Origin of the sequence: Pseudarthrobacter raffinosi (genome assembly GCF_023913835.1) — a bacterium.
In the GTDB taxonomy this organism is placed as follows: domain Bacteria; phylum Actinomycetota; class Actinomycetes; order Actinomycetales; family Micrococcaceae; genus Arthrobacter; species Arthrobacter raffinosi.
In genome coordinates, this window is the sequence record NZ_JAMXBG010000020.1 from 40,154 (window position 1) to 66,390 (window position 26,237).

The following is a 26,237-nucleotide window of genomic DNA, read 5'->3' on the forward strand; positions in this document are numbered from 1 at the left end:
GGGCAGTCCTTCACTGGCGCAGTTCTTCTGCGGCCTCAATGTCGATAATGCGGTGGATGGAGAGCACGCGCTCGGTTTCCTTGGCAGGATCGAAGACCCTGACGCGTCCGCCGTTTACGGAAAGGGGAACAACTGTCTCCAGGCAGGAATTCCCCTGGCTGTCCACCACGTTCATGCTCACGCGCTGCTTGAGCCGGATAGCCCGTTGCAGCGTCTCCAGCCCAAGCTGGGTGGCAGCTTCGCCGGAGCCAGCCACGGGGCCTGCGTGGTTTCCGGAGGCTTCAGCCCGCCTGTTCCGCAGGACGGCCAGCTGCGCGGCGACGTCGTCCTCGGCGGGTGCGGTCCGCGGCGCCGTGTAGACGGGGCGGGCGCTGCCGGGAACATTGTTAGTGCGGCGGAGCCGGACCACTCCGGGCTCGGCCTGGTCCACCGACGGCGAGAGGCCCAGTCCGCGCAGGACCTGGGCTGTTTCCCGCGGCGGAGCGGTGGAAATCAGTACCGTCGGCGCAATCCGGGCCAGCCCCAGGCCGGCCGCTTTCGACTCCGCCGCCAGCTCCAGCACCGTTGCCTCATCATCGCTTTGGATAAAGCTGGCGGCCGTTCCCACCCGGAGCCGGCCGTGCCGGGACGCAGTGTCCTCCACCAGGTATTCCAAAGGTTGGGGCACGGCCGTGGCCGAATGCTCACGCAGGAACTCCAACAGGCTCGACGCATCATGCCCGGCGTCCAGCGCGCGCCGGACCGAGTTGGCGGAGAACCGGTAGATAGTGGCGGGCCCCTGCCCCTCGGCGTCGGCCATCACCAGTAGCTTTTCGGCCAGCTCCGGAGCCAGGTAGCCCGGGGCAACTGCGGTCAGGTCCGCTTGGAGCAAGACGTGGTTCAGTGCCGCAGGCAGATGCTCGCCCAGGATGCCCAAGGCTTCGTCCGGGTTGTCTTCGGCAATGGCGCTACCCAGTTGGCTCAACGCACCGGACCCGATCAATCCCAGCAGCTCCGCTTCAGCCAGCACACCCCTGATCAGGGAACTGAACCGCCGGGCCATCCGCGGCTGCGTCCATTCAGCCCGCTGGAGGACTGCCGCGGCATCCAGGACCGGTGCCGTGCCGTCAGCAGCGGCAGCCTCCTGGGTGAGCTCCTCCAGGATTTCCAGGATCCGCTTCCTGACCACCGGGGCGTCCGGCCGCTGCGCCTCGGCCGAAAGGGCATTAACGGTGTTCCCGGCCAGGGCACGGTGCGCGGCGGGGACGCCGCCGGGGCCGTTAACCGGCTGACCCACCAGTGAAGGCACACGCTCGCTCGCGAGCCAGGCGTTGACCAGCCACAGCCACTGCTCCTGGCGGGGGAGGGCCAGCCACTCCAGCTGCGGGGGCTGCATCCAGGAGGACGAGTCCACATCAAGGCGCAACAGGCCGGCGAGGGCGCTGAGTTCCAGCAGCAGGCCCGCCCGGTGCTGGTCGATGCGAAGCGTCTCGGCCAGCCGCTTCATTTCCCGGACACCTACGCCGCCGCTGCGCAGCGTGGCCAGCGGCTGTTCGCGGACGGCGTGGAGGAGGTCACCCACCAGCCGGAGGGTTTCGGCGATGGCGCCCAGCGCCGCGTTCCGGCGAAGCGCAGCGGTGGTGCTGCCCAGCTCCGGAACCGGCGGGGACAGGGAGAAGTCATTGATGATAGCGCCGCCACGCAGCGACAATCCCACGCTATGCGGCAATTCCACATGCGCGGCGTCCAGGGGGACCAGCAGGCCCCGGGCCAGGAGCCAGTCAACGGGCCCGACGTCGGCGCCCTGGTTCGAGACCGACGCTTTCCGTTGCGCCTGGGGGACGGCACCCATGGCCCAGTTGCGGAATTTGGCGAGCAACGCCGTCGTGCGTTCCGGGGCTCCGGCCAAAGCCTCGCCGAGTGCCTCGGGCGAGGATGTCCAATGCTGCAGCGCGAGGGCTGCCTCCATGGGGGTGGTGGCGTTCTGGATGGAGACGCCGCTGCGGCGCAGCTCGGCAACGAGCTGGACTGCCCGCTGGGCAAACGCGGGCTGGAGCCTGACCAGCTCGGTGTAGCTGCGCCCCAGCCCCGCAGGATAGATTCCCACCACGTCCTTGAGGCTTCCCACCGGCAGGTAGTAGCGCTGGCGGTGGCCCGAAACCGCCGTTCCATGCGGCGGCTCTGCCCGGTGCACCAAAGCCAGTTCCTGGAGCGAGGCCAGGATGCGTTCCAGTGCCGCCACCGTGGACCCTGCAATGAGTTTCCGGACGCCCGCCGCCGAGGCGCTGTGTTCGGTGTCCGTGTTGGTACACAGATGCAGCGTTTCCAGCACCTGCATCTGTGGCCTGTTAAGCCGCTCGAGCGCGCGCTGGACGCTGACCCGCGCACTTGCCCGCGCGGCCAGGGCGGAAAAGTCAGGAACGGCGGGTGACATAAGGTCCGGCCGCGCTGCAAAGAGCGCCCGCAACGAGTCATCGCTGCGTGCTTCCAGTTCTTTGCTGAGCGCGCGAATAAGGGACATCAGTCCAACGTTACCGTCCGCCGGACTTTCCTGCCCGGCGCCGGCCCGCCACGCTGTCCAGCACCAGGAAAAGCATCAGCAGGAACGCCACAGGCAACCCGAACAGGGCAGTGGCAGTGACCCAGGCCGGAGCAGCGGAGCCTGCGAAGGCCAGTGCCATGACGGCTCCCACCGCCACGAGGGAAAGCATGGCAACAACCGCTGCGCAGATCATCAGTGGGCGCCGGTATCGCGAGGGTGTCATGCAGGCAACGCTAACAGCCGGGCGGCCGGTGGTGGCGCCACAGGCGGCCGTGAGCGGCGGGCACACAGCCGCAGGCAGGCGGCAGGACGAAGGGTGCGTGAAAGCAGGATTCCGGCTCCCGGCAGGATAACCTTGAGGAACAGACCAACACGGTCCGTCGCTGTCATACCCTGAACCCGCACATCAGTGCGGATGCGGTGACTGCCGGCCGTGTCAGAAGACGTCAGAACGAAGAAGGTTGATTACGTGCCTACCGGCAAGGTCAAGTGGTATGACAAGGAAAAAGGTTTCGGATTCCTCGCAGGCGAGGACGGCCAGGAAGTCTTCCTGCCCAAATCATCGCTGCCCGAAGGTATTACAGAGCTGAAGGCCGGCACCCGGGTTGAGTTCGGCGTTGCCGACGGCCGCAAGGGTGCACAGGCCCTGGGCCTGCGCGTCCTGGACAAGACGCCGTCCATCGCCAAGGCCAAGCGGCCCAGCGCCCGGGACCTCGCACCGCTGGTCCAGGACCTGGTCAGCGTGCTGGACAACCTCTCCGGAACCCTGTCCGCGGGCAAGTACCCGGAAGGCAACAAGGGCAAGGCCATCGCGGCTGCCCTGCGTAAGGTTGCCGACGAGCTGGACGTTTAGGTCTTGGCCATGAACGCGGAAGCTGAACAGCCGGACACCACAACAGCGGAGAAAGCGGGCGCCAAGGCCGAGGCCAAGCGCCGCGCCGGCGTGCCCGTGTGGCGTACCGGAAAGCCGGATGCCTTCCTCGCTGTTGCCGTTGGCGAGGCGCGAACCGCCCTCGAAGGCATCACGGCGGCGTCGGACATCGGTGCGCACCTGGCTGCCAAAAGTGAGGGCGACCGCCTGGTCACCCACCTCTTCGAATCAAGAATGGCCGGCTACCACGGCTGGCAGTGGTACGCGGTCCTGACCAGGAACTCCCGCTCCAAGGTGGTCACGGTCAGCGAGCTTGGCCTCCTGCCGTCGGAGGACTCCATCCTCTCCCCGGAGTGGGTGCCGTGGGCCGAGCGCGTCCGCCCCGAGGACGCACAGGCGGCAGAGGAAGAGGAGCCGCGCGCTGCTGAGGCTTCCGCTGCGGAGCCGGACACTTCGCACGCCGAGGCTGAAACTCCCGGGTCCGAAGACCCGGACGAAGAATCCGAAGACTCCGAAGACGACGACCCCGCCGGCGAGGCTGACTAAGCAGTTGCTAATGCGCAGGGTTGAGAACTAAGAAGGCCGGCTTTGATGTCCACCTTCAAATCCCTGCACATCCTCAACTACCGGATCTGGTTCCTCGGCGCGCTGGTTTCCAACATCGGAACCTGGATGCAGCGGACGGCCCAGGACTGGCTGGTGTTTGACCATCTCACCGATCACGACGCCGGGGCCATGGGCATCACCATGGCGCTGCAGCTGGGGCCGCAGCTTTTCCTGGCGCCGGTCGCCGGCCTCGTGGCGGACCGGTACAGCCGCCGGCAGCTGCTCATCATCACCCAGTCAATGATGGCCCTCCTGAGCACCGGCCTGGGCATCCTCGTGGTGCTCGGCGCCGGCCAGCTGTGGCACGTCTACGGCTTCGCCCTGCTGCTGGGCATGGTCTCCGCCCTCGATGCCCCGGTGCGGCAGACCTTTGTTTCTGAACTGGTGCGGGACGACTACCTGCCCAACGCCGTGGCCCTGAACAGCGCCTCGTTCAATGTCGCCCGGATGATCGGGCCCGCCGTGGCCGGCGTCCTCACCGTAGCGGTAGGTCCCGGCTGGGTGTTCCTGATCAACACCTTCACGTTCCTGGCCATGCTTCTGAGCCTGTGGAAGATCCCCGCCGCGTCACTGCGCCAGCTTCCCCGGGCGGCTCCGGGTAAGGGCCGAATCCGGGAGGGGCTGCGCTATGTGCGGTTCCGGCCGGACATCGTGGTGGTCCTGGTGGCCGTGTTCATTGTGGGAACACTCGGCCTTAACTTCGTGCTGTTTATCGCCGCGATGGTGGGCACGGAATTCGGGCTGGACGCCAGCGCGTTCGGGCTCATGAATTCCATCATGGCCATCGGTTCCGTGGCAGGCGCGCTGCTCTCCGCCGGCCGCGGCAAGCCCCGCTTGCGGATGATCTTCGGCGCCGCGGCCGCCTTTGGGGTGACCTCGGGACTGGCCGCGCTTGCCCCGGACTACTTCTGGTTCGGCGTGGCGCTGGTGCCGGTGGGCCTGTTCGCAATCACCATGATGACCAGTGCCAACGGCTACGTCCAGACCACCACCGATCCCGTGATGCGGGGCAGGGTCATGGCCCTGTATATGGCCATCTTTATGGGCGGCACACCCATCGGCGCCCCGTTGGTGGGATGGGTGGCCAACGTCGCCGGCCCCCGGTGGTCGCTTTCCGTCGCGGCCGCCTCCGGGATCATCGCCGCCGTGATCGGAATGATCTGGATCATCCGCGCCCAGCGGCTCCGGCTCACCTTCAACCGGCGGGCCCGCGGCCTCCGGTACTTCGGCGTCGTCTCCCACCTGGGCGTCCAACAACCGGGGGACAACGCAAACGGCGCCGCCCGGGACGAAAACCCGGACGACGCCGTCGGACGCTGACAACCGGCGTCACCACAAGACAGCGCGAACGGACACTTGGGGCCCTGGTTCCTGGGCCCCAAGTGTCCGTTCGCGCGGGTGCGCTACTTGCGCAGCTCGCCCACCACATAGTCGATGCTTGCCAGCAGCGCGGAGACGTCAGCCGGCTCGATGGCAACAAACGTGGCGATCCGGAGCTGGTTGCGGCCCAGCTTGCGGTACGGCTCGGTGTCCACGACCCCGTTGGCGCGGAGCACCTTGGCGATCGCGGCGGCGTCGATCGAGTCGTCGAAGTCGATGGTGGCGATGACGTTGGAACGGTCCTCCGCCTTGGCCACGAACGGCGTGGCGTACTCGGAGGCCTCGGCCCAGGAGTAGATCCGGCCGGCGGAGTCAGCGGTGCGGGCGGACGCGAAGTCCAGGCCGCCGTTGGCGTTCAGCCACTGCACCTGCGCGTCGAGGGTCACCAGGGTGGAGAGCGACGGCGTGTTGTACGTCTGGTTCAGCTTGGAGTTGTCAATGGCGGTCTGGAGGTCCAGGAAATCGGGGATCCAGCGACCACTGGCCTTGACCCGGGCGGCGCGTTCCAGCGCGGCGGGGGAGAAGAGCCCCAGCCACAGGCCGCCGTCGGACGCGAAGTTTTTCTGCGGGGCGAAGTAGTAGACATCGGCCTCGGAGACGTCCACGTCCAGGCCCCCGGCTGCGGAGGTGGCGTCCACCAGGACCAGGGAACCGGCGTCGGCGCCCGCGACGCGCTTGACCGGAGCCGCGACACCCGTGGAGGTTTCGTTCTGCGGCCAGGCATAGACATCCACGCCAGCCTCGGCGGCCGATACCGGGCGCGTGCCGGGCTCGGACTTGATGATGGAGGAGGCGTCCAGGAACGGGGCCTTGTTGGTGGCTGAGGCGAATTTGGAGCCGAACTCGCCGAAGGACAGGTGCTGGGCCTTCTTTTCCGCCAGGCCGAAGCTGGCGACGTCCCAGAAAGCGGTGGAGCCGCCGACGCCGAGGACCACTTCGTAGCCTTCGGGGGCGCGGAAGAACTGGCTGAGGCCTTCACGGACGGAGCCCACGAGGTTCTTGACCGGAGCCTGGCGGTGGGAGGTGCCCAGGATGGTCTTGGACGCCGCTGAGAGCGCTTCGAGCTGCTCCGGCCTGACCTTGGAGGGTCCTGCGCCGAACCGTCCATCCTTTGGCAGGAGGTCGGCGGGAATAGTGATGCTGGTTTCGCTCACGGGGGCTCCAATTTCGGCATGGACGTGGCTCACGTCCGGGCGGTGGGGTGGCCGGTAGTCGGCGGTGACTGCATAAGGACCTCCTTTATTCTGCCTGAACCCTCGATTGGGCGGGGAACCGGGGCCGTCATAGTCCGGCCAATGAGACCGTTTGTCCCCGCCCGGGCATTATCCAGACAAATTCAAAATAGGCTAAGCTTTTTAGCGGACCTCGCCGCTGAGCGGGACGCGATACGGTGGGACAACGCAAGGTACTGCGCTCGAGGAGCTGAGCTGGATGACGGATCTGATCGATACTACGGAGATGTATCTTCGGACCATTTTGGAGCTTGAAGAAGAGAACATCGTTGCTCTTCGCGCACGCATCGCCGAACGGCTGCGGCATTCCGGACCCACGGTGTCCCAAACCATCGGCCGAATGGAACGGGACGGACTGGTCGTGGTCTCCGGAGACCGCCACCTGGAGCTCACGGAAGCCGGGCGGAAACGCGCTACGGAAGTGATGCGCAAGCACAGGCTCGCGGAACGGCTCCTGGCGGATGTGATTGGCCTGGACTGGGCCTATGTCCACGATGAAGCGTGCCGCTGGGAACACGTGATGAGTGAACGCGTTGAGCAGCGCATCTACGAGTTACTTAACCACCCCACCGAGTCTCCATACGGCAACCCCATCCCCGGACTGGCTGCCCTGGGCGGACCCGCGCCTGCGCTGCCCGACGCCGGTGTGATTAATCTCCTTGATGCGATGCAGGGCTACGGGCCGGCGTCGAACGTGACGGTCAGCCGGCTGGCTGAACCCATCCAGGTGGAACCTGAGCTGCTGGTCCAGCTGGACGAAGGCGGGATCAGGCCCGGTGCCTCGGTGTCCTTGGAGCGCGTGGGGGAGTACATTTCCGTGCGGGTTCCGGGAATCGAAGGGGCGCTCGAGCTGCCCCCGGAAGTGGCATCCCACGTCTTCGTTTCCGTCCGCTGACGGGACGGCGGTCCGCAGCGTGGGGCCGCGCCATAGCGCAGTGACCCAGGTTCCGCAAAGATAACGGAATTGTTACTGTCCAAGTTAATCACCTATAGTTGTAACTCAGCGTCGATACAAAAGCGTTACCTGATCCGGAGCCGAGCTCTGCCAGCGGATCAGGTGCATCAGTCACCAACTGGCAGAGGCGGGGAAACCACAACCGGCAGTCGTAAGACTGCCTTGGGGTGAAGTCCGTCAGCAGCAAGCCTCTTCCAGCGAAGGATCCTCACGGGATATCTCTGCGCCAAGTGCTTGTCACGGCGGACCGGGTCTTTGAACTCTCTGACCCGAATCCGACAGCTAACTTCGCAGGCTATCCAGAGAGGAACATTCTTGACCACGCAATACTCCAGGGGCCGCCGTCGCGCGGTGGGTCCCGCCTCGGCGCCCAGAGTGGCCGAGGATTTCACCGCGGAGAGGCCCCGCGACCCACAGCGGGACGCCCGCCGCCGCCGGGGACCCTTCCGGCAGATGACGGATTTCGCCGCCGCCAGTGGCCTCGGCCAGAAGGCCGGCATCGCCTTGGCAGCAACAGGCCTGGTTCTCACCGTGACGGTTCCTGTGACCGGCCCCGTGATGGCCACTCCGGCACCCGGCCAGGCCGCATCGGCCGTTTCCGCTGCTCCGCAGCCCGAAGTTACCGCCGAAGCCGCCGCCCAAATTGATTTCAGCCGCTCGTCCGTGGTTACCCAGGGTGATCCCGACGGCAAACTGAAGCAGCTGCTGAGCGCACAGTCCGCGGGATCCATTACCCGCGCGGCCTCTGCCGGAAGCCTCGGCTCGCCGCTGGCCCAGCTGGCTACAGTCTCCCCGTTCGGATTCCGGGTCAGCCCCATTACCGGCGGCTCCGGAGACTTCCACCGTGGCCAGGACTTCGTGGCACAGTGCGGAACCTCTGTCCTGGCTGCCGCCAGCGGCACCGTCACCTTCGCCGGCTGGCACCAGTACGGCGGCGGCAACCGCGTGGTGGTGGATCACGGCAATGGCCTAGAAACCACGTACAACCACCTCTCCTCCGCCAGCGTCAAGGTAGGCCAGACAGTCAGCCGCGGCGACGTGGTTGCCCTGAGCGGCACCACGGGCGCGTCCACGGGCTGCCACCTCCACTTCGAGGTCCAGGTCAATGGCGAAGTCGTTGACCCCACGGGCTGGCTCTGACCAAATGATGGCCAACTCTCGAATCGCAGCGACGTGCCGTGACCTGAATGTGACATTGGCTCGGAACTCCTGTAACGTCTAAAGCGCGTCAACTTTTCCGAAGTTGACGTTCTTGAGTGGATTGCCTAGCTCTGCCACCGCTCAAGGTCCGTTCGCATGACATCGTCTGGCAGGGGCGGGGGAACCAATTTTGGTCTTCGATTCTGAAGGCCTTGGGGTTAAGTCGCAAAGCTTCCACTGTGAAGCAGCGTGGCCGGGTGACTCCCATCCGAATCCGACAGCTCACCTCGCAGGCATTGGGAGAGGCTACCTTCGTGTCTTCACGCCATACTTCTGCGCGTCACCGCGCACAACCGGTTCGCACCAACCCCTTGGGCGCCGTGTCCAAGGCGGTCAGTGCCAATGCCGGGACCGTAGGTCGCCAGGCTGCTGTTATCGCAGCTGCATCAGGTCTGATCCTGAGCATGGGGCTTCCGGCCAACGCCGCGGATACCACCGCCGGCGTTTCCGCCTCCACCGAGTCCGGTTCCGCGCAGACGGCACTTGCCGTAACAGCGGCGCCCACGGCTACCGTTTCCTTCGAGCGCCCCGTGATCAAGACCACGCCGGCACCGAAGGTTGAGACGGTCCGTGCGCAGTCCACGGCCTCCGAAACCGGGGCTCAGGGTGCTGCCGCAACCGAGGCCGCGGCCTCCAAGCTCGCGGACAAGGTTTCCTCTGCGGCAGGATCGGGCCTGGCAGCTATCGCCTACACCGGCATCGGCCGCCCGTACGTATGGGGCGGCACCACTCCCAACGGCTGGGACTGCTCGGGCTTCACCCAGTGGGTCTACGCCCAGGCCGGCATCAGCATTCCCCGCGTCAATGCGTGGACTGCCATGACGCCCACGTCCACACCGTCTCCCGGTGACCTGGTCATGCAGAACGGCGGCGCCCACGTTGGCATTTACGTTGGCAACGGCATGATGATCGGCGCGCTGAACCCGTCACAGGGAACCCTGCTGCACTCTGTGGCTTCCACGGGCACTTCCTCGTTCTTCACGCTGGCCCCGTAGTTCCTGCAATCCAGTTCCTGCAGCCCTGTGCTGCTGGAACCGTTTCTTCGCTGGAAACTTTTCGCGAAATCCCCGTTCGGGGCGTGCCGGCGTACCCCCAAGATGCCGGCGCGTCCAAAGCCCTTGGGCTGCCCACGCGGTCCTGAGGAAAACGAAAGAGAGAAAATTAATGACTACACGTGCAACTGTTGCACGGCACCGCGCCGAGGTCGCCAAGACCAACTCGCTGGCTGTCATTGCCAAGGCTGTCGGCGACAACGCCGGCGGCATGGGCCGTCAGGCTGCGGTTATCGCTGCTGCTTCCGGCCTTGTCCTGACCAGTGGTATCGCTGCGAACGCGGCTGACACCGGCGTCCAGCGTGAAGCTGCGTCCGCTTCGAACCTTGAGGCTGAGGTTTTCGCCCCGGCCATCATTTCGGCTGCTTCCACCATTGCCATCTCCTACGAGAAGCCCGCAGTGACCACCACGCCGGCTCCCATTGAGGCTCCCGCGCCTGTTGTTGAAGCTCCGGCTCCGGCCAAGGCCGCGGCCACCCTCACGGTAGCGTCGGCGACTCCGGCCGCTCCGAAGGCGCCGGTCTCCGCCAGCGGCAAGGGCCAGGCCATCCTGTCCGCAGCCTATGCACAGCTCGGCGTCAGCCAGGACTGCACCATGCTGGTCACCAACGCGCTGGCTGCCGTGGGGATCAACTTCCGCGACTGGCCTGCAGGCTACCTGTCCCTCGGTCAGACCGTCAGCGCCGCCGAGGCCCAGCCCGGCGATCTGTTGTACTACGCCGACGGCGGCGCGGGCGTTGCCCACATTGCCGTCTACGCTGGCAACGGCCAGGCCGTGCACGGGGGCTACAACGGCAACCAGACCGTTGTGTTCAGCGCCAATGTCGGCTCCGGCCCCGTTTACATCCGCGTGTCCTAGCACCAGAGTCAGCATTCGAAGGACCCTCGCCTCACGGCGGGGGTCCTTCGCTGTCTGCGGGCTGCTGCCCTGATCCGGAGAGATGCACGAATCCGACACGTGACGGCGGCCGCTTCTGCGATTAGCTGATCCCGGGATTCTTTGTTTACTCTTGTGGTGTCGATCCATAGCCCGGATATGCCGGGGGCAGCCGGCCCTCGTGCCCCTGACGGGTGCGGCCACAAAGAGGTACGTGCATGCGCACTCTCGTTCTGAATGCTGGATATGAACCGCTGGCGGTAGTCACCTTCCGCCGGGCGCTGGTGCTTGTGCTCACGGGCAAGGCCAGTGTCATTGCCGAGGGCGATGATCCTGTGGTGGGACCGCAGGAGATCCTGGGCCGCCCGTCCGTGATTCTCCTGAACCGCTACATCCGCCCCAGATACAACCAGAGCACCGCAGTCAGCCGCCGCGGAGTCCTGCGGCGGGACGGCCACCGCTGCGCGTATTGCGGCAAGGGTGCCCACACCATCGACCATGTGCAGCCCAAATCACGTGGCGGCGCCGACTCCTGGGAGAACCTGGTGGCCGCGTGCCTCCGCTGCAACAACACCAAGGGTGACCACACGCCGGCTGAAATGGGCTGGAAGCTCAGGTTTGATCCGGAACCGCCGCATGGCACCATCTGGCAGATCAAGGAACTTGAGAAGCCCACGCCGGCTTGGGATCCGTTCCTGCTGCCTGAACGGGCCGCCTGAATCCAGTCGCTCCGCAAGTCCAGCCCGCGCAGTATTCCAGCCCGCGCGGTTAAGCTGGGAGGGTGGACGCTGACCCCCTCGACTTCGATGCCGTCATCCTCGCCGGCGGCCGTTCGTCGCGGCTCGGTGGCGTGCCCAAGCAGAGTCTGACGTACGACGGCGCCTCCCTCTTGCGCCGCTCCGCCGCCGCTGCGAGGGGAGCCCGGGCCGCCGTCGTGGTTGGTCCGGACACCGGGGAGGTGCCGGCCGGCGAAATCCCTGCCGGATTTCTCCGCTGCCGCGAAGAACCCCCCTTTAGCGGACCGGGGGCGGCCATCGCGGCCGGGCTCGCGGCCCTGGCCGCTGCGGGTGGCAGCCGCCCCGGGCTGACGCTGGTGCTGGCCTGCGACATGCCCAACGTAGGGCAGGCGGTGGCGGTGCTGAAGGCTACTTTGCGTGCGCGAGGACCCACCGCCGGAGCGCCCACGGGCTTGGGACCGGACGGCGTAGTGGCCGTCTCGGAGGATGGCCGCCGTCAGCCGTTGGTCGGTTTTTATAGCACGGCCGCGCTACAACGTTCCGTGGCGGAACTGGAAAGCACAGGACGCTTAATCAACGGGTCGGTGAGGGCACTCCTTGCTAGTCTGGACGTGCAGCTTGTCGCCGTTCCGGCCGGCTCCACGGCAGACGTGGACACCTGGGACGATGCCGCCGCACTTGGAGTGGCCGGCCCGGATCCCCTAACCGGGCTCCGGGGCAACACTGCCGCAGACGATTTGGGAGGCAGAGCGTGAAAAGCCAGGACGAGACGCTGGAAGAATGGTGCAGGTCCTTGCTCCAGGCGTATGAACTGGAGGACGTCCAGATCGACGTCAACACCATCCTGTCGCTGGCCGGCGTGGCAGCCCACTCAGTGGTCCGCCCCGCCGCCCCGCTCACCACCTTTATTGCCGGTTTCGCCGCCGGCCTGGCTGCGGGATCGGGGCAGGCCACCAACGCCGCCGCCATGACCGCTGCCATGGACCGTGCCCGCACCCTGGCTGCTGACTATGACGCCGAATCCGCCGGGACCCCCGTCGAATGAATCCCGTTCAGTGACCGCCGCCCCCGGCGACGCATCCGAAAATCCCGAGCAGCAGACAGCCCCGGCAAAGCACCTTGCCCATACCTGGGATGAGGCGCGCAGGGCCGCTTTTGATATCGCCACGCCGATTCCGCCGGGCCGGGTTCCCCTGGGCCAAGCCCTGGGCAGGGTCCTGGCCGGCGACATCACTGCGTTGCACGACATGCCGCACTACGCGTCGTCTGCGATGGACGGATGGGCCGTCAACGGCAGCGGTCCGTGGATCGTGGCAGAGGCAGGCCAGCGGCTGGCACCCCACCAGGCCAGCCCCATCGTCACCGGCGGACTGATCCCGCCCGGCGCCAAAGCGGTCCTGCGCAGCGAAAGCGCCGTGCTTGGAACGGACGACGACGGCCTGCCGCTTCTGATGACCGGCGGCGGCGCCCGCCCCGGCGAGCCCGGGAACGGCCAGCACATCAGGAAGGCCGGCGAGGAAGCCGCCGCGGGAGAGGTGCTGGTCAAGGCCGGCGTAACACTGAACCCGGCCCATCTGGCGGTCGCAGCCCTGGCCGGGCACGATGACCTGCTGGTCCAGGGCAAGCCGGTGGTTAAGCTCCTGCTGACCGGCTCCGAAGTTGTGGCCCACGGGCTGCCGGTCCCCGGACAGGTCCGGGACACCTTCGGTCCGCAGCTCGCGGCCGTAGTGGAAATGCTCGGCGGTATTAACGGCGGCCAGGAGCGGATCGGCGATTCCTACGCTGAGTGGTTGGACGGCCTGGCCGACCTCCCGCCCGAGGTGCCGGACCCCTCCGCGCTGCCTGCCGACGTCGTGATCACCACCGGCGGTACTGGCGTCTCGGACACCGACCACCTCCGCCGGGCTGTGGCGGAACTGGGCGGGCGGCTGGTCATCGACGGCATCGCCATGCGCCCCGGCCATCCGGCTGTCCTGGCCGAGCTCCCCGACGGTCGCTTTGTCCTGGGGCTCCCCGGAAACCCGCTGGCCGCCATGATGGCACTGTCCACGGTGGGCGAACCGCTGCTGGCGGCGCTGGGCCACGGCACCATGCCGCCGGTGCAGGAGGTCCCGTGCGGGACCACCCTCGAGCCTGAGCCGGGCCGGACCAGGCTGATGCCGTTCCGGCTTCTGTACGGGATGGCTTCACCGGCCAAGCACACGGGTCCCGGGATGATGCGCGGACTGGCGTCGGCGCACGGTGTGATGGTTGTTCCGCCGCATGGCGTGCAGCTGGGCGAACCAGTCCCGGCGTTCGCTTTGCCGTGGGGGCCGCCGGTGCCCGCGCCCGCGCAGCCGGGTACCAAGCCCAAGGGCCGGCCCGCCGCTAAGCCGGCCACCCGGGCAGCTGGCAAGGACGCTGCGAAGCCTGCCGGTCCGGTGGACTGGAGTGCCCTGCTGGGGTAGGCGCCGTGCTGCGGAACCACGTACGCCACAGCCCGGCCAGTGGTGCAATGATGGACCTATGAACAGCGCCAGCCGGCAGGTCCGGAACGTCCACGGGGCCCTTCAAGACAGTCTGGCGGTTCGCTGATGGGGCGCGTGACGCAGCGCCGCAAGGTGCACAAGTATGTTTTGGATGGCTCGCCCAATGCCCTTGAGTTCCCGGTCCGCCACCGCGAGGACGTCCTCGCCGTCGAAGAGCCGCTGGAAATCCGGATCGGTGCACTGTCATTCTCGGTGACCATGCGGACGCCCGGGGACGACTTTGACCTGGTGGCCGGCTTCCTGGTGTCCGAGGGGATCATCTGGGCTCCGGAGCAGCTGGTGTCGTTGCGGTTCTGCGCCGGCGAGGACGAAGACGGCGTCCAAACGTTCAATGTGGTGGAAGCCCAGCTGCGGCCCGACGTCGAACTCCCTGCAAAGGGTCGGAACGTCTTCACGTCCAGCTCCTGCGGTATCTGCGGCACGGACTCGATCGAGGCAGTGCGCAAGTCCTCCCATTTCAGCCCGGCGGCGGATCCATTGACCGTGCCCGCCCATGTGCTGGCATCACTGCCCGGGCGGCTCCGCGAAGCGCAGGACGTTTTTGACGTCACCGGCGGAGTGCACGCCGCGGGCCTCTTCCGCATAACGGACGACGGCGGCGTGCAGCTTTTGTGCCTGCGCGAGGATGTGGGGCGCCACAACGCCGTGGACAAGGTAGTTGGCTGGGCCCTGCGGGAGCGGTTGCTTCCGCTAACCGGGCTGGTCCTGCAGGTCTCGGGCCGCGCATCGTTTGAACTCGTCCAGAAGGCAGCGTTGGCGGGCATTCCCGTACTGGCGGCGGTGAGTGCGCCGTCGAGCCTTGCTGTGGAGCTGGCGGAGGCCAGCGGCATGACCCTGGCAGGATTCAGCCGGGGCACCAGCCTGAATATCTATGCCGGACAGGGCAGGATTACGCTGCCCGCCGCGCAGGTTCCCGCGCAGGTTCCGGAGCCGGTTCGCGGGGAGGACGCGGCCGAGTTAAGCGCGAACGCGCCGGGATAAAACGGCCCCAGCACCCTTCGGCGAAGATTTCCGGTGACGCTTGGCTATTGAGCTACTAGCCGGTAGATTTTATCCATCGATTGGACGCGTTTTGGTCCGGATTCGAGTACTCCAGTTCAAGCACCTAAGAGGGTTTACATTGCATGACGACCGCCGGATCACCGAAGTCCGCGTGGACCGGTTTGTCCGCGAGCGGATCATTCCCGCTGTTTACGCCCGCACTGTTCCGCTGAACCTGACCAGCTGGGATGCGCCCGGCGAACCGGTGTCCGTGATGGATGCACTGCGGAATCACTTCGAGCCGCAGGAACACGGTGCTGCCTGGGGCAAGCCGTGGGGGACCAAGTGGCTGCGCCTGCAGGGCGACGTCCCGGAGGCCTGGGGCACCGGCCCGGACACCGCCGTCGAAATCGTGGTGGACCTTGGCTTCATCAACGAAGCCCCCGGATTCCAGTGCGAGGGAATCGCCTGGCGCCCGGACGGCACCATCATCAAAGCTATTTCGCCCCGGAACCAGTACATTCCCCTGAAACTCCTGGGCAGCGGCATGTCCGTTGACTTCTACGTTGAAGCGGCCGCCAACCCGGACATGGCGCAGGGCTGGACCTTTGCCGCCACACCCTACGGGGACAAGGCAACAGCAGGCACGGCGCCGCAGTACCGGCTGGGCAGGATCGCCATCGCCGAACTCAACCAGACGGTCTGGGAACTCCAGCAGGACATCTGGACCCTCGCCGGGCTGATGCACGAACTCCCCCCGGAGCAGCCGCGGCGCCATGAGATCCTCCGCGCGCTGGAGCGCATGATGGACCAGATGGATCCCGACGACGTCCCCGGCACCGCCGCAGCCGGGCGGGCAACCCTGGCCGAAGTTTTGTCCAGGCCCGCCTACGCTTCCGCCCATCAATTGGTGGCAACGGGTCACGCGCACATTGATTCGGCATGGCTCTGGCCGGTGCGCGAAACCATCCGCAAATGTGCCCGGACGTTCTCCAACGTGGTGGCGCTGATGGATGAGGATCCGGGCTTTGTGTTCTCCTGCTCCTCGGCTCAGCAGCTGGCCTGGATGAAGGAGTTCTACCCCGAGCTTTTCGGCCGGATCCGGGAAAAGGTCAAGGCCGGGCAGTTCGTCCCGGTGGGCGGCATGTGGGTTGAGTCGGACACCAATATGCCCGGCGGCGAGGCAATGGCCCGGCAATTCATTGAGGGCAAGAACTTCTTCCTCGACGAGTTCGGCGTCGAATGCCGCGAAGCGTGGCTCCCGGATTCCTTCGGCTACTCCGCGGCCCTGCCGCAGATCGTCAAGGCGGCGGGCAGCCGCTGGTTCCTCACGCAGAAGATCTCGTGGAACCAGGTCAACCGCATGCCGCACCATACCTTCAACTGGGAGGGCATCGACGGCACCCGGCTGTTCACGCACTTCCCGCCCGTTGACACCTACAACGCCGAGCTCAGCGGACGCGAACTGGCGCACGCCGAGCGGAACTTCCGCGACCACGGGCGCGGCAACACCTCGCTCGTCCCGTTCGGCTACGGCGACGGAGGAGGCGGGCCTACGCGGGAAATGCTGGCTGCCGCCAGCCGCACCGCCGACCTCGAAGGCTCGCCCAAGATCCGCGTGGGTTCCGCCGAGAGTTTCTTTACCCAGGCGGAGGAAGAGTATTCCTCCCTGCCTGTCTGGGTGGGGGAGATGTACCTGGAACTCCACCGCGGCACGTACACCAGCCAGGCGCAGACCAAACGCGGCAACCGGCGCAGCGAACACCTGCTCCGCGAGGCCGAACTCTGGTGCGCCACGGCTGCTGTCCGCGGCGCCGGCTCCTTCGAGAACCCGGCGGCGGAGCTGAAGCGGCTCTGGCGGCTGGTGCTCCTGCAGCAGTTCCACGACATCCTGCCCGGCAGCTCCATCGCCTGGGTCCACCAGGACGCGGAACGTAATTACGCCGCGATCAGTGCCAGCCTCGAAAACCTCATAGCGCAGGCAGCGGCCGCGCTCCTCGGCGAGGGGTCGCGGACCTTCCTGCTCAACGCCGCACCGCACGCGCGCAACGGCGTTCCTGCCTTGGCTGCCGCAGAGCTTTCGCCGACCGGCCAGCCGGTCCAGGCGACCGCTCTGGATGGCGGTTACGTGCTGGACAACGGCATCATCCGGGCCGTCCTGGATGCGGATGGCCTGCTGGCCTCCCTCGCCGACTACGCCACGGGACGCGAAGCCATCGCTCCCGGAGCGCGCGGCAACCTGCTGGAACTGCACCGGGACACGCCCAACGAGTGGGACGCCTGGGACATCGATGAGTTCTACCGCCGCAACGTCACCGCCCTCACGGCGGCCCAGGCCATTCGGGTGGAGCACACCGGAACCAGTGCCGTTGTGGTGGTGGACCGGGTCGCCGGCTCGTCACCGCTCACCCAGCGGATCACGCTGGACGCCGGCAGCGGCTCCCTCACCATCACCATAGCCGTTGAGTGGCAGGAGAGCGAGAAGCTGCTCAAGCTGGGCTTCCCGCTGGACGTCAGGGCGGACCGATCCGCCTCGGAGACCCAGTTCGGCCATGTCTTCCGCCCCACCCATGTCAACACCTCGTGGGAGGCCGCCAAGTTCGAGATCTGCGCGCACCGCTGGATCCACGTGGCCGAGCCCGGCTACGGCGTCGCTATTTCCAATGCGGCCACCTACGGGCACGATGTCACCAGGAGCGTGCGGGATTCCGACGGCGGGACCACCACCTCGGTGCGTCTCTCCCTGTTGCGGGCACCGAAGTTCCCGGACCCGACGGCGGACCGGGGGCACCAGGAAATGACCGTGACCATCCGCCCCGGAGCCGGGATCGCCGACGCTGTGGAGGAGGGGTACCGCACCAACCTTGCACCCCGGCTGGTGAAGGGCGCCCGCGGCGTGGAGCCGCTGTTCTCCGTGGACAACCCGGCCCTGGTCATCGAGGCGGTCAAGCTTGCCGAGGACGGTTCGGGTGATGTTGTGGTCCGTCTTTATGAGTCCCTGGGGCAGCGGTCCGCCGGCGTGCTCACGGCCAACTTCCCGGTCACGGCCGTCCAGGTCACGGACCTGCTGGAGCGCGCCACCGACGCGCCGGGCGTCAGCACTGCCGCAGCAGAGCAGTCGGTGGAGCTTTCGCTGCGCCCGTTCCAGCTGGTGACGCTGAGGTTCGCGCGCTAGGTGCGGCATGGATGCCAGCCGCGGTCAGCGGGCGGGTCAGAAATGGGCCTGGCCGTTTAATGGCTGAGTGGTGGCGGTCCCCAACGGCCCGCCACCACTCATCCCCCCAAAGAGTGCGAAGACTCAACAGGCCCGGCGTCCAGGAATCTATCCCCGTTCGTGAACACCGGCACCTAACTTCACACATTCATGATTGTGCCACGTCTAATGATTTTGTGAAAGCGTGAAGGCTACTTTGCAGTAGAAGTCCTTGGCCGAGTGCCGCCCCGCCCGTGCCGGAGCCTTGCCACCGCGATCAAAGCCAGGCCAACGACAAAGCAAAGAATTGCGGTGTAGTTGATCAGGAACGTCGCTGCTCCCCAGTTGGGCGGATAGAAGGGGAAGAGCAGCGATAGCGTGATGGCCACCGAGCCTGTGCCCAGCAGGAAGGCGGCGATGCGAACCAGGGTGGGCAGCGTGCTGTGGACCGCACGCACCATGGCCGGCAGCAGGACCAGCGAAACGTAGGCCGGATAGGCGCGGCCAGCGGCCCCGTAGTACTGGACCAGGTCCCGGTCTTTGTCATCCTGGCCTGCCACGGCAACCAATCCCACGGATGAGCCGCCAGTGTCCATCATCAGGAACACCACAAGCACGGTCAGGGAGGTCAGGCCCATGACGGCCATCCCGATCCGTCCGGTGAGCAGCTGGTGGGCGTCGTCGGCGCCAAAGCCCCGGGTGACGCGGATGCCCACGAAGAAAATAGCGGCGAAGATGACAAAGCGGAGCAGGAGGTTGGCCAAGTTAACCCCGCCGAGCGCCTGGTCGATGGCAAGGTATGGCGCCCGGATGCTGAGCAGGGTGGCGAGCGTCATCAGCGCAAAGATGTAGAAGAGCGTCCTGTTCTTCCCCCGCACGGCACTGGGAACGCGCGCAATGGCCACCAGGCCGCAGACAGTCAGCGTGGACCACTGCAGGATTTCGATCATCCCAGGTTCTCCCAGATCTTTTCAGTTTTCTCGTGGTCATGTTCCTGCCGGCGGAGGGCCCTGCCGACAGTCTGCAGCCGGTCACCGGCCAAGGTGGTCAGCTCGCCGTCGGACAGGCTGTCCAGGGCGGCCTGCCGGGCTCCGGGAGGCCAGCCGGCCTCCGCCTCCGTGACCAGCCCGGTGGCCACCAGACCGCTGGCCGGGGCGACGCCGGCCGCAAGGGACGTGGCAACCGCCAGTTCCGGAGCCAGCCGGTTTGCGGTCAGTTGTGCCGAATAGTTCTGCGGAGCGATTCCGGTGGCGGCGGAGACCCGGTGCCGCAGCTCGCCGTCGTCGATGGCCTCCACCCAGTTCTTGACTGAGGTGGCGTGCGGGGCCGGCTCCAACGCCGGCGAACCGGCCGCCGCTGCAGCCGCCGGCACGCCGCCTGGGTCCGCGGCGGAACGGGCCAGAACTGCCCGCAGGAGGTCCGGGGTGGAGATCTGGCTGACCAGTTCGGACCTGCTGGGCGGGCGCGTGTCCGTGAGCTGGCTGTACGCGTCGAACGCCGCCAGCGCTGAAACGGGATTGACGTTGTACGCCCGGCTGATGCTCACCACCGTAGTCTCTGCCACCTTGCCCCGGACGAGCTGCTGGGCCAGGGTGGTCCGCTTGATGCCTGACACGCGGCAGATGTCAGATGCGCTCGTCTCGGGGGCGATGCCGTGCAGCCAGCGCTGGAACGCCTTGGCAGATATAGGCATAAGCAGCTCTCTGCAGAACGGATGGTTAACGGTGATTTTAGCCTGACGTCAGCGGGCAGTTTGGTGCGGCGTGCTGAGTCGACTATGCTTGATGGTCGAGCCCGTTGGTCCGTACACCCCCCAAGTCCGGACCTGCGGGCTCTTTAGTGCCCCGGCACTTTTCGGGGCGGCACATTGCGGATTCACCGCAGTTTCGGGCCGATTCAGGCGGGCTCCTCCGGCCGGGCGGCGGCGAGAGGATGGACCAACCTATGACTGCAACCCTTGTTGCCAAAGATCTTTCCGGCGGCCACGACCACCGGACGCTGTTCGCCAAACTTTCCCTCACGGTGGCCCCCGGCGACGTGGTGGGTGTGGTGGGCGCCAACGGCGCCGGCAAGTCCACCCTGCTGCGCCTGCTGGCCGGCGTGGACCAGCCCCAGGGCGGCAGCGTCAGCCTCGCCCCCGCCGATGCCTTTGTGGGCTTGCTGCCCCAAGAACACGAGCGCGTCGCCGGCGAGACCGTGGCTGGCTACATCGCCCGCAGGACCGGCTGCGCCCAGGCCACCGTGGAGATGGAGTCCACCGCGGAGGCCTTGGGCTCCGGCGCACCGGGAGCCGATGACGCCTACTCGCTGGCCTTTGACCGCTGGATGGCGTCAGGCGCGGCAGACCTCGACGAACGCATCCCGCCCGTCCTGGCCGACCTCGGCCTGGACACCGGAGCGGACGCTCCCATGACCGGGCTCTCCGGCGGCCAGGCCGCCCGCGTGGCCCTCGCTGCGCTCCTGCTCAGCCGGTTCGATGTTGTGCTGCTGGACGAGCCCACCAACGACCTTGACCTCGCCGGCCTGGCCAAACTGGAAGCCTTTGTCCAGGGCCTGCGCGGCGGTGTGGTGCTGGTGTCCCATGACCGCGAGTTCCTGGCCCGCTGTGTCACCACCATCGTGGAACTGGATCTGGCGCAGAATTCCGTGGCCGTGTACGACGGCGGCTACGAGGCCTTCCTCGAGGAGCGCGCCGTGGCGCGGCGCCACGCAAGGGAAAAGTTCGAGGAGTTCGCCTCCACCAAGGCAGACCTGGTCTCCCGCGCCCGGACCCAGCGCGAGTGGAGCTCCCAAGGCGTGCGGAACGCCATGAAAAAGAGCCCGGACAACGACAAAATCCGCCGCGCCGCCAGCACCGAGTCATCGGAAAAGCAGGCGCAGAAGGTCCGGCAGATGGAATCCAGGATTGCCCGGCTGGACGTGGTGGAGGAGCCGCGGAAGGAATGGCAGCTGCAGTTCACCATTGGCCAGGCGCCCCGGTCCAGTGCGGTGGTGGCCACCTTGCGTGACGCCGTCGTGAAGCAGGGAAGCTTCACGCTGGGCCCGGTGAACCTGCAGCTTAACGCGGGGGAGCGGATCGGCATCACCGGACCTAACGGAGCCGGCAAGTCGACGCTGCTGCGCCTGCTCCTGGGCGTGCAGGCGCCCGACGCCGGGAACGCCGCCATGGGCGCCTCGGTGGCCGTCGGCGAAATTGACCAGGCCCGCGGCCTGCTGGCCGGCCACCTCAACCTTGGCGACGCCGTCGAAGCCGTGCTCACGGACCTGAATCCGGCGGAGGTCCGCACGCTGCTGGCCAAGTTCGGGTTGAAGGCGGACCACACCACCCGCCCGGTGGATTCCCTGTCGCCGGGGGAACGCACCCGCGCGGCATTGGCGCTGCTGCAGGCACGCGGGGTGAACCTGCTGGTCCTGGACGAACCCACCAACCACCTGGACCTGCCCGCCATCGAGCAGTTGGAAGAGGCGCTGGGAAGTTATGAGGGCGCTTTGCTGTTAGTAACCCATGACCGGAGGCTGCTCGAGAACGTGCGGCTGGATGTACGGTGGAATGTGGACAACGGAACGGTAACAGAACTGATGGCAGACGCAACGGAGCAACAGCGATGAGCATGGACGGCGTCGCCTGGCACTCCCTGTACAACATCTCCCGGGCCAAGAACGGCTCCCGGCCTTTCTCCAAGGCCACCCTGAAACGGGTCCTGGGCTTCGCCCGCCCGCACCGGACAAAGCTGATCGCGTTTGTGGCGCTGTCCATTGTGATGGCGTTCCTGGCCGTGGCCACGCCGGTGCTGGCCGGCCAGGTGGTTGATGCCATCGTGGCCAAGGCGGGTACAGACGAAGTGATCCGGCTGGCGCTGCTGATCGCCGTGGTGGCCGTTGCCGAAGCCGGCCTGGGGCTCGTGAGCCGCTGGCTTTCGTCCAACATCGGCGAAGGCGTGATCGTGGACCTGCGCACCAGGGTCTTTGACCATGTGCAGAAGATGCCCATCGCATTCTTCACCCGGACCCGCACCGGCGCACTGGTCAGCCGCCTGAACAACGACGTCATCGGAGCGCAGTCCGCCTTCGCCGGCACGCTGTCCGGCGTGGTCAGCAACGTGGTGGCCCTGATCCTGACGCTGATCGTAATGCTCGGGACTTCCTGGCAGGTCACCGTGCTCGCCATGATCCTGCTGCCGATCTTCCTGATCCCTGCCCGCCGGATGGGCTCCAAGCTCGCGGACCTGCGGCGTGAGGCGGCAAACCACAACGCGGCCATGGGCACCCAGATGACCGAGCGCTTCTCCGCCCCGGGCGCCACGCTGGTGAAGCTCTTCGGCCGCCCGGACGAGGAATCCCGCGAGTTCGCGGTCCGCGCCGGCCGGGTCCGGGACATCGGCGTCCGCACGGCCATGCTGCAGTTCACCTTCGTCACCGCGCTGACGCTGGTGTCCGCGCTCGCCCTGGCCCTGGTCTACGGCCTGGGCGGATGGCTGGCCATCGGCGGTCAGCTCGCCGCGGGCGACGTTGTGGTGCTGGCACTGCTGCTCACCCGTCTCTACGCCCCGCTCACCGCCCTGTCCAACGCCCGCGTGGAAATCATGAGCGCGCTGGTCAGCTTCGAGCGGGTTTTCGAGATCCTGGACCTCAAGCCCCTGATCCAGCAGAAGCCCGACGCCGTGGCCATCCCGCCGGGAAACGTTTCGGTGGAGTTTGACGACGTTCGCTTCGCCTACCCCTCGGCGGACAAGGTCTCGCTGGCCTCGCTCGAGGAAGTGTCCACGCTGGACACCCGCGGCGGCGAAGAGGTGCTGCATGGCATCAGTTTCCGGGTGGAACCCGGGCAGACCGTCGCGCTGGTGGGTTCCTCCGGTGCCGGAAAGTCCACTATCGCGCAGCTGCTTTCCCGGCTGTACGACGTCGATTCCGGCGCCGTGCGGCTCGGCGGCACTCTGCCCGGCTCGGGGCTGGACGTCCGGGACGCCACCTTCGATTCCCTGCGGGACACGTTGGGGATGGTCACCCAGGACGGACACCTCTTCCACGAATCCATTGCCTCCAACCTCAGGCTCGCACGGCCGGACGCCACTGAAGAGGACATGTGGGACGCCATCCGGCAGGCCCGCCTTGAGACCATGATCCGGTCCCTGCCCGACGGCCTGGACACGGTGGTGGGGGAGCGCGGTTACCGGCTCTCCGGCGGTGAACGCCAGCGGCTCACCATCGCACGGCTGCTGATTTCCCAGCCCCGGGTGGTCATCCTCGACGAGGCCACCGCCGCACTCGACTCCACCAACGAAGCCGCCGTGCAGGCGGCCCTGGGCGCCGCGCTCGAGGGGCGCACCGCCGTCGTGATTGCCCACCGGCTGTCCACCATCCGTGCCGCCGACGTCATCCTGGTGGTCGAGGACGGGCGGATCGTGGAACGCGGCAACCATACCGATCTGCTCGCGGCCGAGGGCCGGTACGCCGAGCTCTACCAGACGCAGTTCGCCGAAGCCACGGCCGTGGCAGCGGAAGCCGTTCCGGAGTACTAGGGCTCAGCCTTCCCCAACTGGGTAGCGCTAAGTGTCGTTTTGAGCCCTCAAAACGACACTTAGCGCTACCTACTTGGGGCCGGGGCGCAGGGTGGGCAGGGTGGCCAGTTCGGGCAGGATGTGGTCCGTCAGGAGCGGGGCCAGGTCCGCAGGCGGCGGCGCGCCCCGGTCCAGCGCCGCCAGGTCCAGCCAGCGGATCTCGGCGATCTCAGCCGAGGGGTGCGCGGTCCAGGTTCCGGGTGCGGTAAACACTGTGGCTTCGATGTCCGTGGCGGCCTCGTTGGCGGCGTCGGCGATCCAGACGCCCATCAGCTCCAGCTCGCGCGGATCTACTACGATCCCTACTTCCTCCTGAAGTTCCCGCGCAGCGGCGTGAACGGCGGTTTCGCCGGCTTCGGGCTTGCCGCCGGGGTGCATAAACATGCTGGTGCCGCGTTTGCGGACGGTCAGGAGCCGGCCGGCGTCGTCGAAGACACAGACGGCGGAGACAACAATGCGGGCTTTCACGTTCCGAGCCTAGCCTGTTCAGTCTTGACGCTTCAGACCTGCCGCCTCAGACCTGCCGCTTCAGGGCGGACGTCAGCAGCAGGTCCTTGCGCGGGCCGGTCACATCCCACGTGTAACTGAACGTGTCAGGGCCTTCGTAGGTGTAGGCCACGCGGTACGTATCGGGATCGCACCAGTGTTGGTCCAGATTGGCCTCCGGGCTGAAGCTCATCCGGTGGAAGGGCCGCCCGTCGGCAAAAAACACGTCCAGGGCGTCCGGCCGGTCGGCGGGTTTCAGGACGTATTCACGCGAGGCAGGGCCGGTAAAGGTGGGCCAGCGCATGGTGCCTTCTTCACGGAAGGCCAGGCCGCCGTCGTCCGCGGGGGAAAAATGTACGACGCCGGAAAAGGTTCCGTGGGTGCCGGTGGACCGGTCCAGCAGCTGCCGTTCGACGGCCCAGTTTCCCTGAACGGGCAAGTTCCCGGCCTGCGAGGGGCCGAGCAGGTAGGCGCGGAGGTCGAACTCCGGGGAAGGAAGATTCAAGTGCCCTCGATTGGAATCGAACCAACGACACCGGCTTTAGGAGAGCCGTGCTCTATCCACTGAGCTACGAGGGCGCGTGTCCGCTGGTCCGGCAGGGCCGGTCCGTCCGGACACGGATACAAGCATACAAGGTGGTGGGCCGTACTACGCTCTTGGCATGAGATCAGCCCCGACGTCCGCCCCCGCCGTGGCATTCCTCCCGGACACCGCCTCCACCCGCCAGTACATCGGCGCCTGGTCCGTCCTGAGTGTCCTGCAGTATTTTGTGGCGGAAGCGGCCGTGATCGGTGCCTGGGGCGGGCCGCAGCCCTACGACCGCCGGACCGGATACATCAGCGACCTCGGCGCGCTTCACTGCGGGATCTACGACGGACGCGATGTGTGTTCGCCGCTGCATTGGCTGATGAACGCCTCCTTTGTGGTCCAGGGGCTGGGCATGCTGCTCGGTGCGCTGCTGCTGGGTTCCGGGCTGCTCTGTGTGGCGGCAAGGGCCGGCGCACGGGTCCAGCCGGGGCGCCGGAAACCCTGGCAGGCGGCGGTTGCCGTGCGGGTCCTGACCGGTGCTGCCGGTGCGGGGACCATGATCGTGGGCCTGGTGCCGGAGGACGTCGGCTCCGGCTGGCACTTTGTCGGGGCGTTGATGTACTTCCTGGCCGGCGCGCTGGCGTTGCTGCTGCTGGGGGTGTTATGGCTGCGGCAGACTCCGCTGGGGTGGTTCGTGCTGGTGTGCGGGCTGGTGTCCCTCGCCGCGCTGGTCACAGGCGGACTGACAGGCCTGGATGTTCCGGAGCCCGGCACCCTGGAGCGGCTGATGGGTTATCCGGTCACCGTGGGCGTGGCAGCAGCCGGCCTGGTAATCGCCCAACGTGTGCACCGGCACCGCAAGGAGGAGCGCGCCCGGGTTACTGGGTCGGCGCGGGCCTAGCCGGCTTTCGCAGGCTTCTTGCGCAGGAACACAGCCGCTGCCCCGGCCAGCAGGCTGACGACGAACAGCACCCACCCGGCAATGGTGAGTGCGGACGCCAAGGCGACCTGGCCGGCGTCGGCCGTTTCCGATCCCAGTGCGGCGTCGATGGCGACATTGCCCCAAAGCCGGACCACCACAAACAGCAGCGGGAGGGCCCAGAGTGCCCAGCGGAGGGACTTCCTGGCGACGTTGGTCCCGATCAGGAGCAGCCAGGTGAAGCCGAAGATCAACGGGAAGAGCGTGCCGGCTGTCTTGTGGACGTAGTTGAGCTGGCCGCGGGCGTCGTTGTCCATGACGGCGTTCAGTTGGCCGACGTAGCCGGCGTCAAAACCTCCCACGAGCGAGTCGGGCATGGCCAGGCCGCCGGAGAGCTGGGTGAGCTGCTGGAGCGTGAGCAGGTGGACGTACCAGAACAGGAACAGGCTGACCACGACGCCCGCGATGAGGATCAGGTTGGTGTTGCTCTGGGCCTTCTGCGGCGAACGGCTGGTGGAGGGGTTGATGACCGGCGGGAGGCTGTGCTGCGGAACAGCCGCCTTGGAGCCGTGCTTCTTGATCCGCTGCGCTGGGGTTTTGGCCATGGCACCA

24 protein-coding genes, 1 tRNA gene and 2 riboswitches are annotated in these 26,237 nt (G+C 66.9%); of the genes, 16 read left to right on the top strand and 9 right to left on the bottom strand.

The features are described 5' to 3' along the window. Nucleotides 1-10: 10 nt before the first annotated feature. Nucleotides 11-2,500 carry a helicase-associated domain-containing protein gene (locus NG697_RS17300; RefSeq protein WP_252614782.1) on the bottom strand — a complete coding sequence of 830 codons (2,490 nt, stop codon included), beginning with the start codon at nt 2,498-2,500 and terminating at the stop codon, nt 11-13. A gap of 10 nt (nt 2,501-2,510) precedes the next feature. Next, complete coding sequence (locus NG697_RS17305) at nt 2,511-2,744, bottom strand: hypothetical protein (RefSeq protein WP_252614783.1); 234 nt, start codon at nt 2,742-2,744, stop codon at nt 2,511-2,513. A gap of 246 nt (nt 2,745-2,990) precedes the next feature. Here NG697_RS17305 and NG697_RS17310 point away from each other — a divergent pair, with 246 nt between their 5' ends. Genes NG697_RS17310 through NG697_RS17320 form a run of 3 tightly spaced genes read left to right on the top strand, consistent with a single transcriptional unit; the run spans nt 2,991 to nt 5,318 of the window. Continuing rightward, nucleotides 2,991-3,374 carry a cold-shock protein gene (locus tag NG697_RS17310; RefSeq protein ID WP_056347308.1) on the top strand — a complete coding sequence of 128 codons (384 nt, stop codon included), beginning with the start codon at nt 2,991-2,993 and terminating at the stop codon, nt 3,372-3,374. 9 nt (nt 3,375-3,383) lie between these two features. Beyond that, nucleotides 3,384-3,938 carry a DUF3027 domain-containing protein gene (locus NG697_RS17315; protein WP_252602291.1) on the top strand — a complete coding sequence of 185 codons (555 nt, stop codon included), beginning with the start codon at nt 3,384-3,386 and terminating at the stop codon, nt 3,936-3,938. 45 nt (nt 3,939-3,983) lie between these two features. Then, the gene (locus tag NG697_RS17320) at nt 3,984-5,318 is read left to right on the top strand and encodes an MFS transporter (protein WP_252614784.1); all 1,335 of its coding nucleotides are present in this window, start codon (nt 3,984-3,986) and stop codon (nt 5,316-5,318) included. A gap of 83 nt (nt 5,319-5,401) precedes the next feature. Here the strand turns inward: NG697_RS17320 and serC are convergent, their stop codons facing one another. Beyond that, the gene (serC, locus tag NG697_RS17325; protein WP_252602297.1) at nt 5,402-6,532 is read right to left on the bottom strand and encodes a phosphoserine transaminase; all 1,131 of its coding nucleotides are present in this window, start codon (nt 6,530-6,532) and stop codon (nt 5,402-5,404) included. Nucleotides 6,533-6,809: 277 nt separating this feature from the next. On the opposite strand from serC, the gene NG697_RS17330 reads away from it, so the two are divergent. The 10 genes from NG697_RS17330 (at nt 6,810) to NG697_RS17375 (ending at nt 18,115) form a co-directional block, all read left to right on the top strand. Next, on the top strand, nt 6,810-7,505 hold the full coding sequence (locus tag NG697_RS17330; RefSeq protein WP_252611379.1) for an iron-dependent transcriptional repressor DtxR: 696 nt from the start codon (nt 6,810-6,812) through the stop codon (nt 7,503-7,505). A gap of 153 nt (nt 7,506-7,658) precedes the next feature. Continuing rightward, a riboswitch (cyclic di-AMP (ydaO/yuaA leader) is annotated at nt 7,659-7,877 on the top strand. Between the two features lie 3 nt (nt 7,878-7,880). Further along, a complete protein-coding gene (locus tag NG697_RS17335) occupies nt 7,881-8,705 on the top strand; it encodes a M23 family metallopeptidase (RefSeq protein WP_252614788.1) in 825 nt (274 codons plus the stop codon). Between the two features lie 147 nt (nt 8,706-8,852). Then, nucleotides 8,853-9,015, top strand: a riboswitch (cyclic di-AMP (ydaO/yuaA leader). Nucleotides 9,016-9,085: 70 nt separating this feature from the next. Next, complete coding sequence (locus tag NG697_RS17340) at nt 9,086-9,760, top strand: C40 family peptidase (RefSeq protein ID WP_252611436.1); 675 nt, start codon at nt 9,086-9,088, stop codon at nt 9,758-9,760. A 169-nt stretch (nt 9,761-9,929) separates the two neighbouring features. Further along, nucleotides 9,930-10,676, top strand: coding sequence for a C40 family peptidase (locus NG697_RS17345; RefSeq protein WP_252602305.1), 747 nt, complete (start codon nt 9,930-9,932; stop codon nt 10,674-10,676). Between the two features lie 236 nt (nt 10,677-10,912). Further along, on the top strand, nt 10,913-11,413 hold the full coding sequence (locus tag NG697_RS17350; protein ID WP_056346655.1) for an HNH endonuclease: 501 nt from the start codon (nt 10,913-10,915) through the stop codon (nt 11,411-11,413). 62 nt (nt 11,414-11,475) lie between these two features. Next, the gene (gene mobA, locus NG697_RS17355; RefSeq protein ID WP_252614789.1) at nt 11,476-12,186 is read left to right on the top strand and encodes a molybdenum cofactor guanylyltransferase; all 711 of its coding nucleotides are present in this window, start codon (nt 11,476-11,478) and stop codon (nt 12,184-12,186) included. Then, a complete protein-coding gene (locus NG697_RS17360) occupies nt 12,183-12,476 on the top strand; it encodes a DUF6457 domain-containing protein (RefSeq protein WP_252602308.1) in 294 nt (97 codons plus the stop codon). Before mobA ends, NG697_RS17360 begins: the two co-directional genes overlap by 4 nt. Beyond that, on the top strand, nt 12,442-13,878 hold the full coding sequence (locus NG697_RS17365; RefSeq protein WP_374209946.1) for a molybdopterin molybdotransferase MoeA: 1,437 nt from the start codon (nt 12,442-12,444) through the stop codon (nt 13,876-13,878). The genes NG697_RS17360 and NG697_RS17365 overlap by 35 nt, the downstream gene beginning before the upstream one ends. Nucleotides 13,879-14,004: 126 nt before the next feature. Beyond that, nucleotides 14,005-14,940 carry a formate dehydrogenase accessory sulfurtransferase FdhD gene (fdhD, locus tag NG697_RS17370; protein WP_252611369.1) on the top strand — a complete coding sequence of 312 codons (936 nt, stop codon included), beginning with the start codon at nt 14,005-14,007 and terminating at the stop codon, nt 14,938-14,940. Nucleotides 14,941-15,079: 139 nt separating this feature from the next. Continuing rightward, nucleotides 15,080-18,115: an alpha-mannosidase gene (locus tag NG697_RS17375; RefSeq protein ID WP_252614792.1), complete on the top strand. Its 3,036-nt coding sequence runs from the start codon at nt 15,080-15,082 to the stop codon at nt 18,113-18,115. A 230-nt stretch (nt 18,116-18,345) separates the two neighbouring features. Here the strand turns inward: NG697_RS17375 and NG697_RS17380 are convergent, their stop codons facing one another. Beyond that, nucleotides 18,346-19,083, bottom strand: a complete 738-nt coding sequence (locus NG697_RS17380; protein WP_252611365.1) for a hypothetical protein — start codon at nt 19,081-19,083, stop codon at nt 18,346-18,348. Next, entirely contained in the window at nt 19,080-19,826 is a 747-nt protein-coding gene (locus tag NG697_RS17385; RefSeq protein WP_252602322.1) for a hypothetical protein, read from the bottom strand. Before NG697_RS17385 ends, NG697_RS17380 begins: the two co-directional genes overlap by 4 nt. Nucleotides 19,827-20,077: 251 nt before the next feature. On the opposite strand from NG697_RS17385, the gene NG697_RS17390 reads away from it, so the two are divergent. Both NG697_RS17390 and NG697_RS17395 read left to right on the top strand, forming a co-directional pair. After that, nucleotides 20,078-21,742 (top strand): ABC-F family ATP-binding cassette domain-containing protein, encoded by a 1,665-nt coding sequence (locus tag NG697_RS17390; RefSeq protein ID WP_252602326.1) that lies wholly within the window; start codon nt 20,078-20,080, stop codon nt 21,740-21,742. Next, complete coding sequence (locus tag NG697_RS17395; protein WP_104062820.1) at nt 21,739-23,652, top strand: ABC transporter ATP-binding protein; 1,914 nt, start codon at nt 21,739-21,741, stop codon at nt 23,650-23,652. The genes NG697_RS17390 and NG697_RS17395 overlap by 4 nt, the downstream gene beginning before the upstream one ends. A gap of 69 nt (nt 23,653-23,721) precedes the next feature. Here the strand turns inward: NG697_RS17395 and NG697_RS17400 are convergent, their stop codons facing one another. From NG697_RS17400 to NG697_RS17410, 3 genes are all read right to left on the bottom strand, one after another. Beyond that, entirely contained in the window at nt 23,722-24,159 is a 438-nt protein-coding gene (locus NG697_RS17400; RefSeq protein ID WP_252611361.1) for an NUDIX hydrolase, read from the bottom strand. A 46-nt stretch (nt 24,160-24,205) separates the two neighbouring features. Continuing rightward, the gene (locus tag NG697_RS17405) at nt 24,206-24,682 is read right to left on the bottom strand and encodes a DUF6314 family protein (RefSeq protein WP_252602331.1); all 477 of its coding nucleotides are present in this window, start codon (nt 24,680-24,682) and stop codon (nt 24,206-24,208) included. 1 nt (nt 24,683) lies between these two features. Next, nucleotides 24,684-24,756: transfer RNA gene (locus tag NG697_RS17410), tRNA-Arg, on the bottom strand. A gap of 83 nt (nt 24,757-24,839) precedes the next feature. On the opposite strand from NG697_RS17410, the gene NG697_RS17415 reads away from it, so the two are divergent. After that, the gene (locus NG697_RS17415) at nt 24,840-25,607 is read left to right on the top strand and encodes a DUF998 domain-containing protein (protein ID WP_252611359.1); all 768 of its coding nucleotides are present in this window, start codon (nt 24,840-24,842) and stop codon (nt 25,605-25,607) included. Here the strand turns inward: NG697_RS17415 and NG697_RS17420 are convergent. Next, nucleotides 25,604-26,230: a hypothetical protein gene (locus NG697_RS17420; protein ID WP_252602335.1), complete on the bottom strand. Its 627-nt coding sequence runs from the start codon at nt 26,228-26,230 to the stop codon at nt 25,604-25,606. The genes NG697_RS17415 and NG697_RS17420 overlap by 4 nt on opposite strands. Nucleotides 26,231-26,237 lie beyond the last annotated feature (7 nt).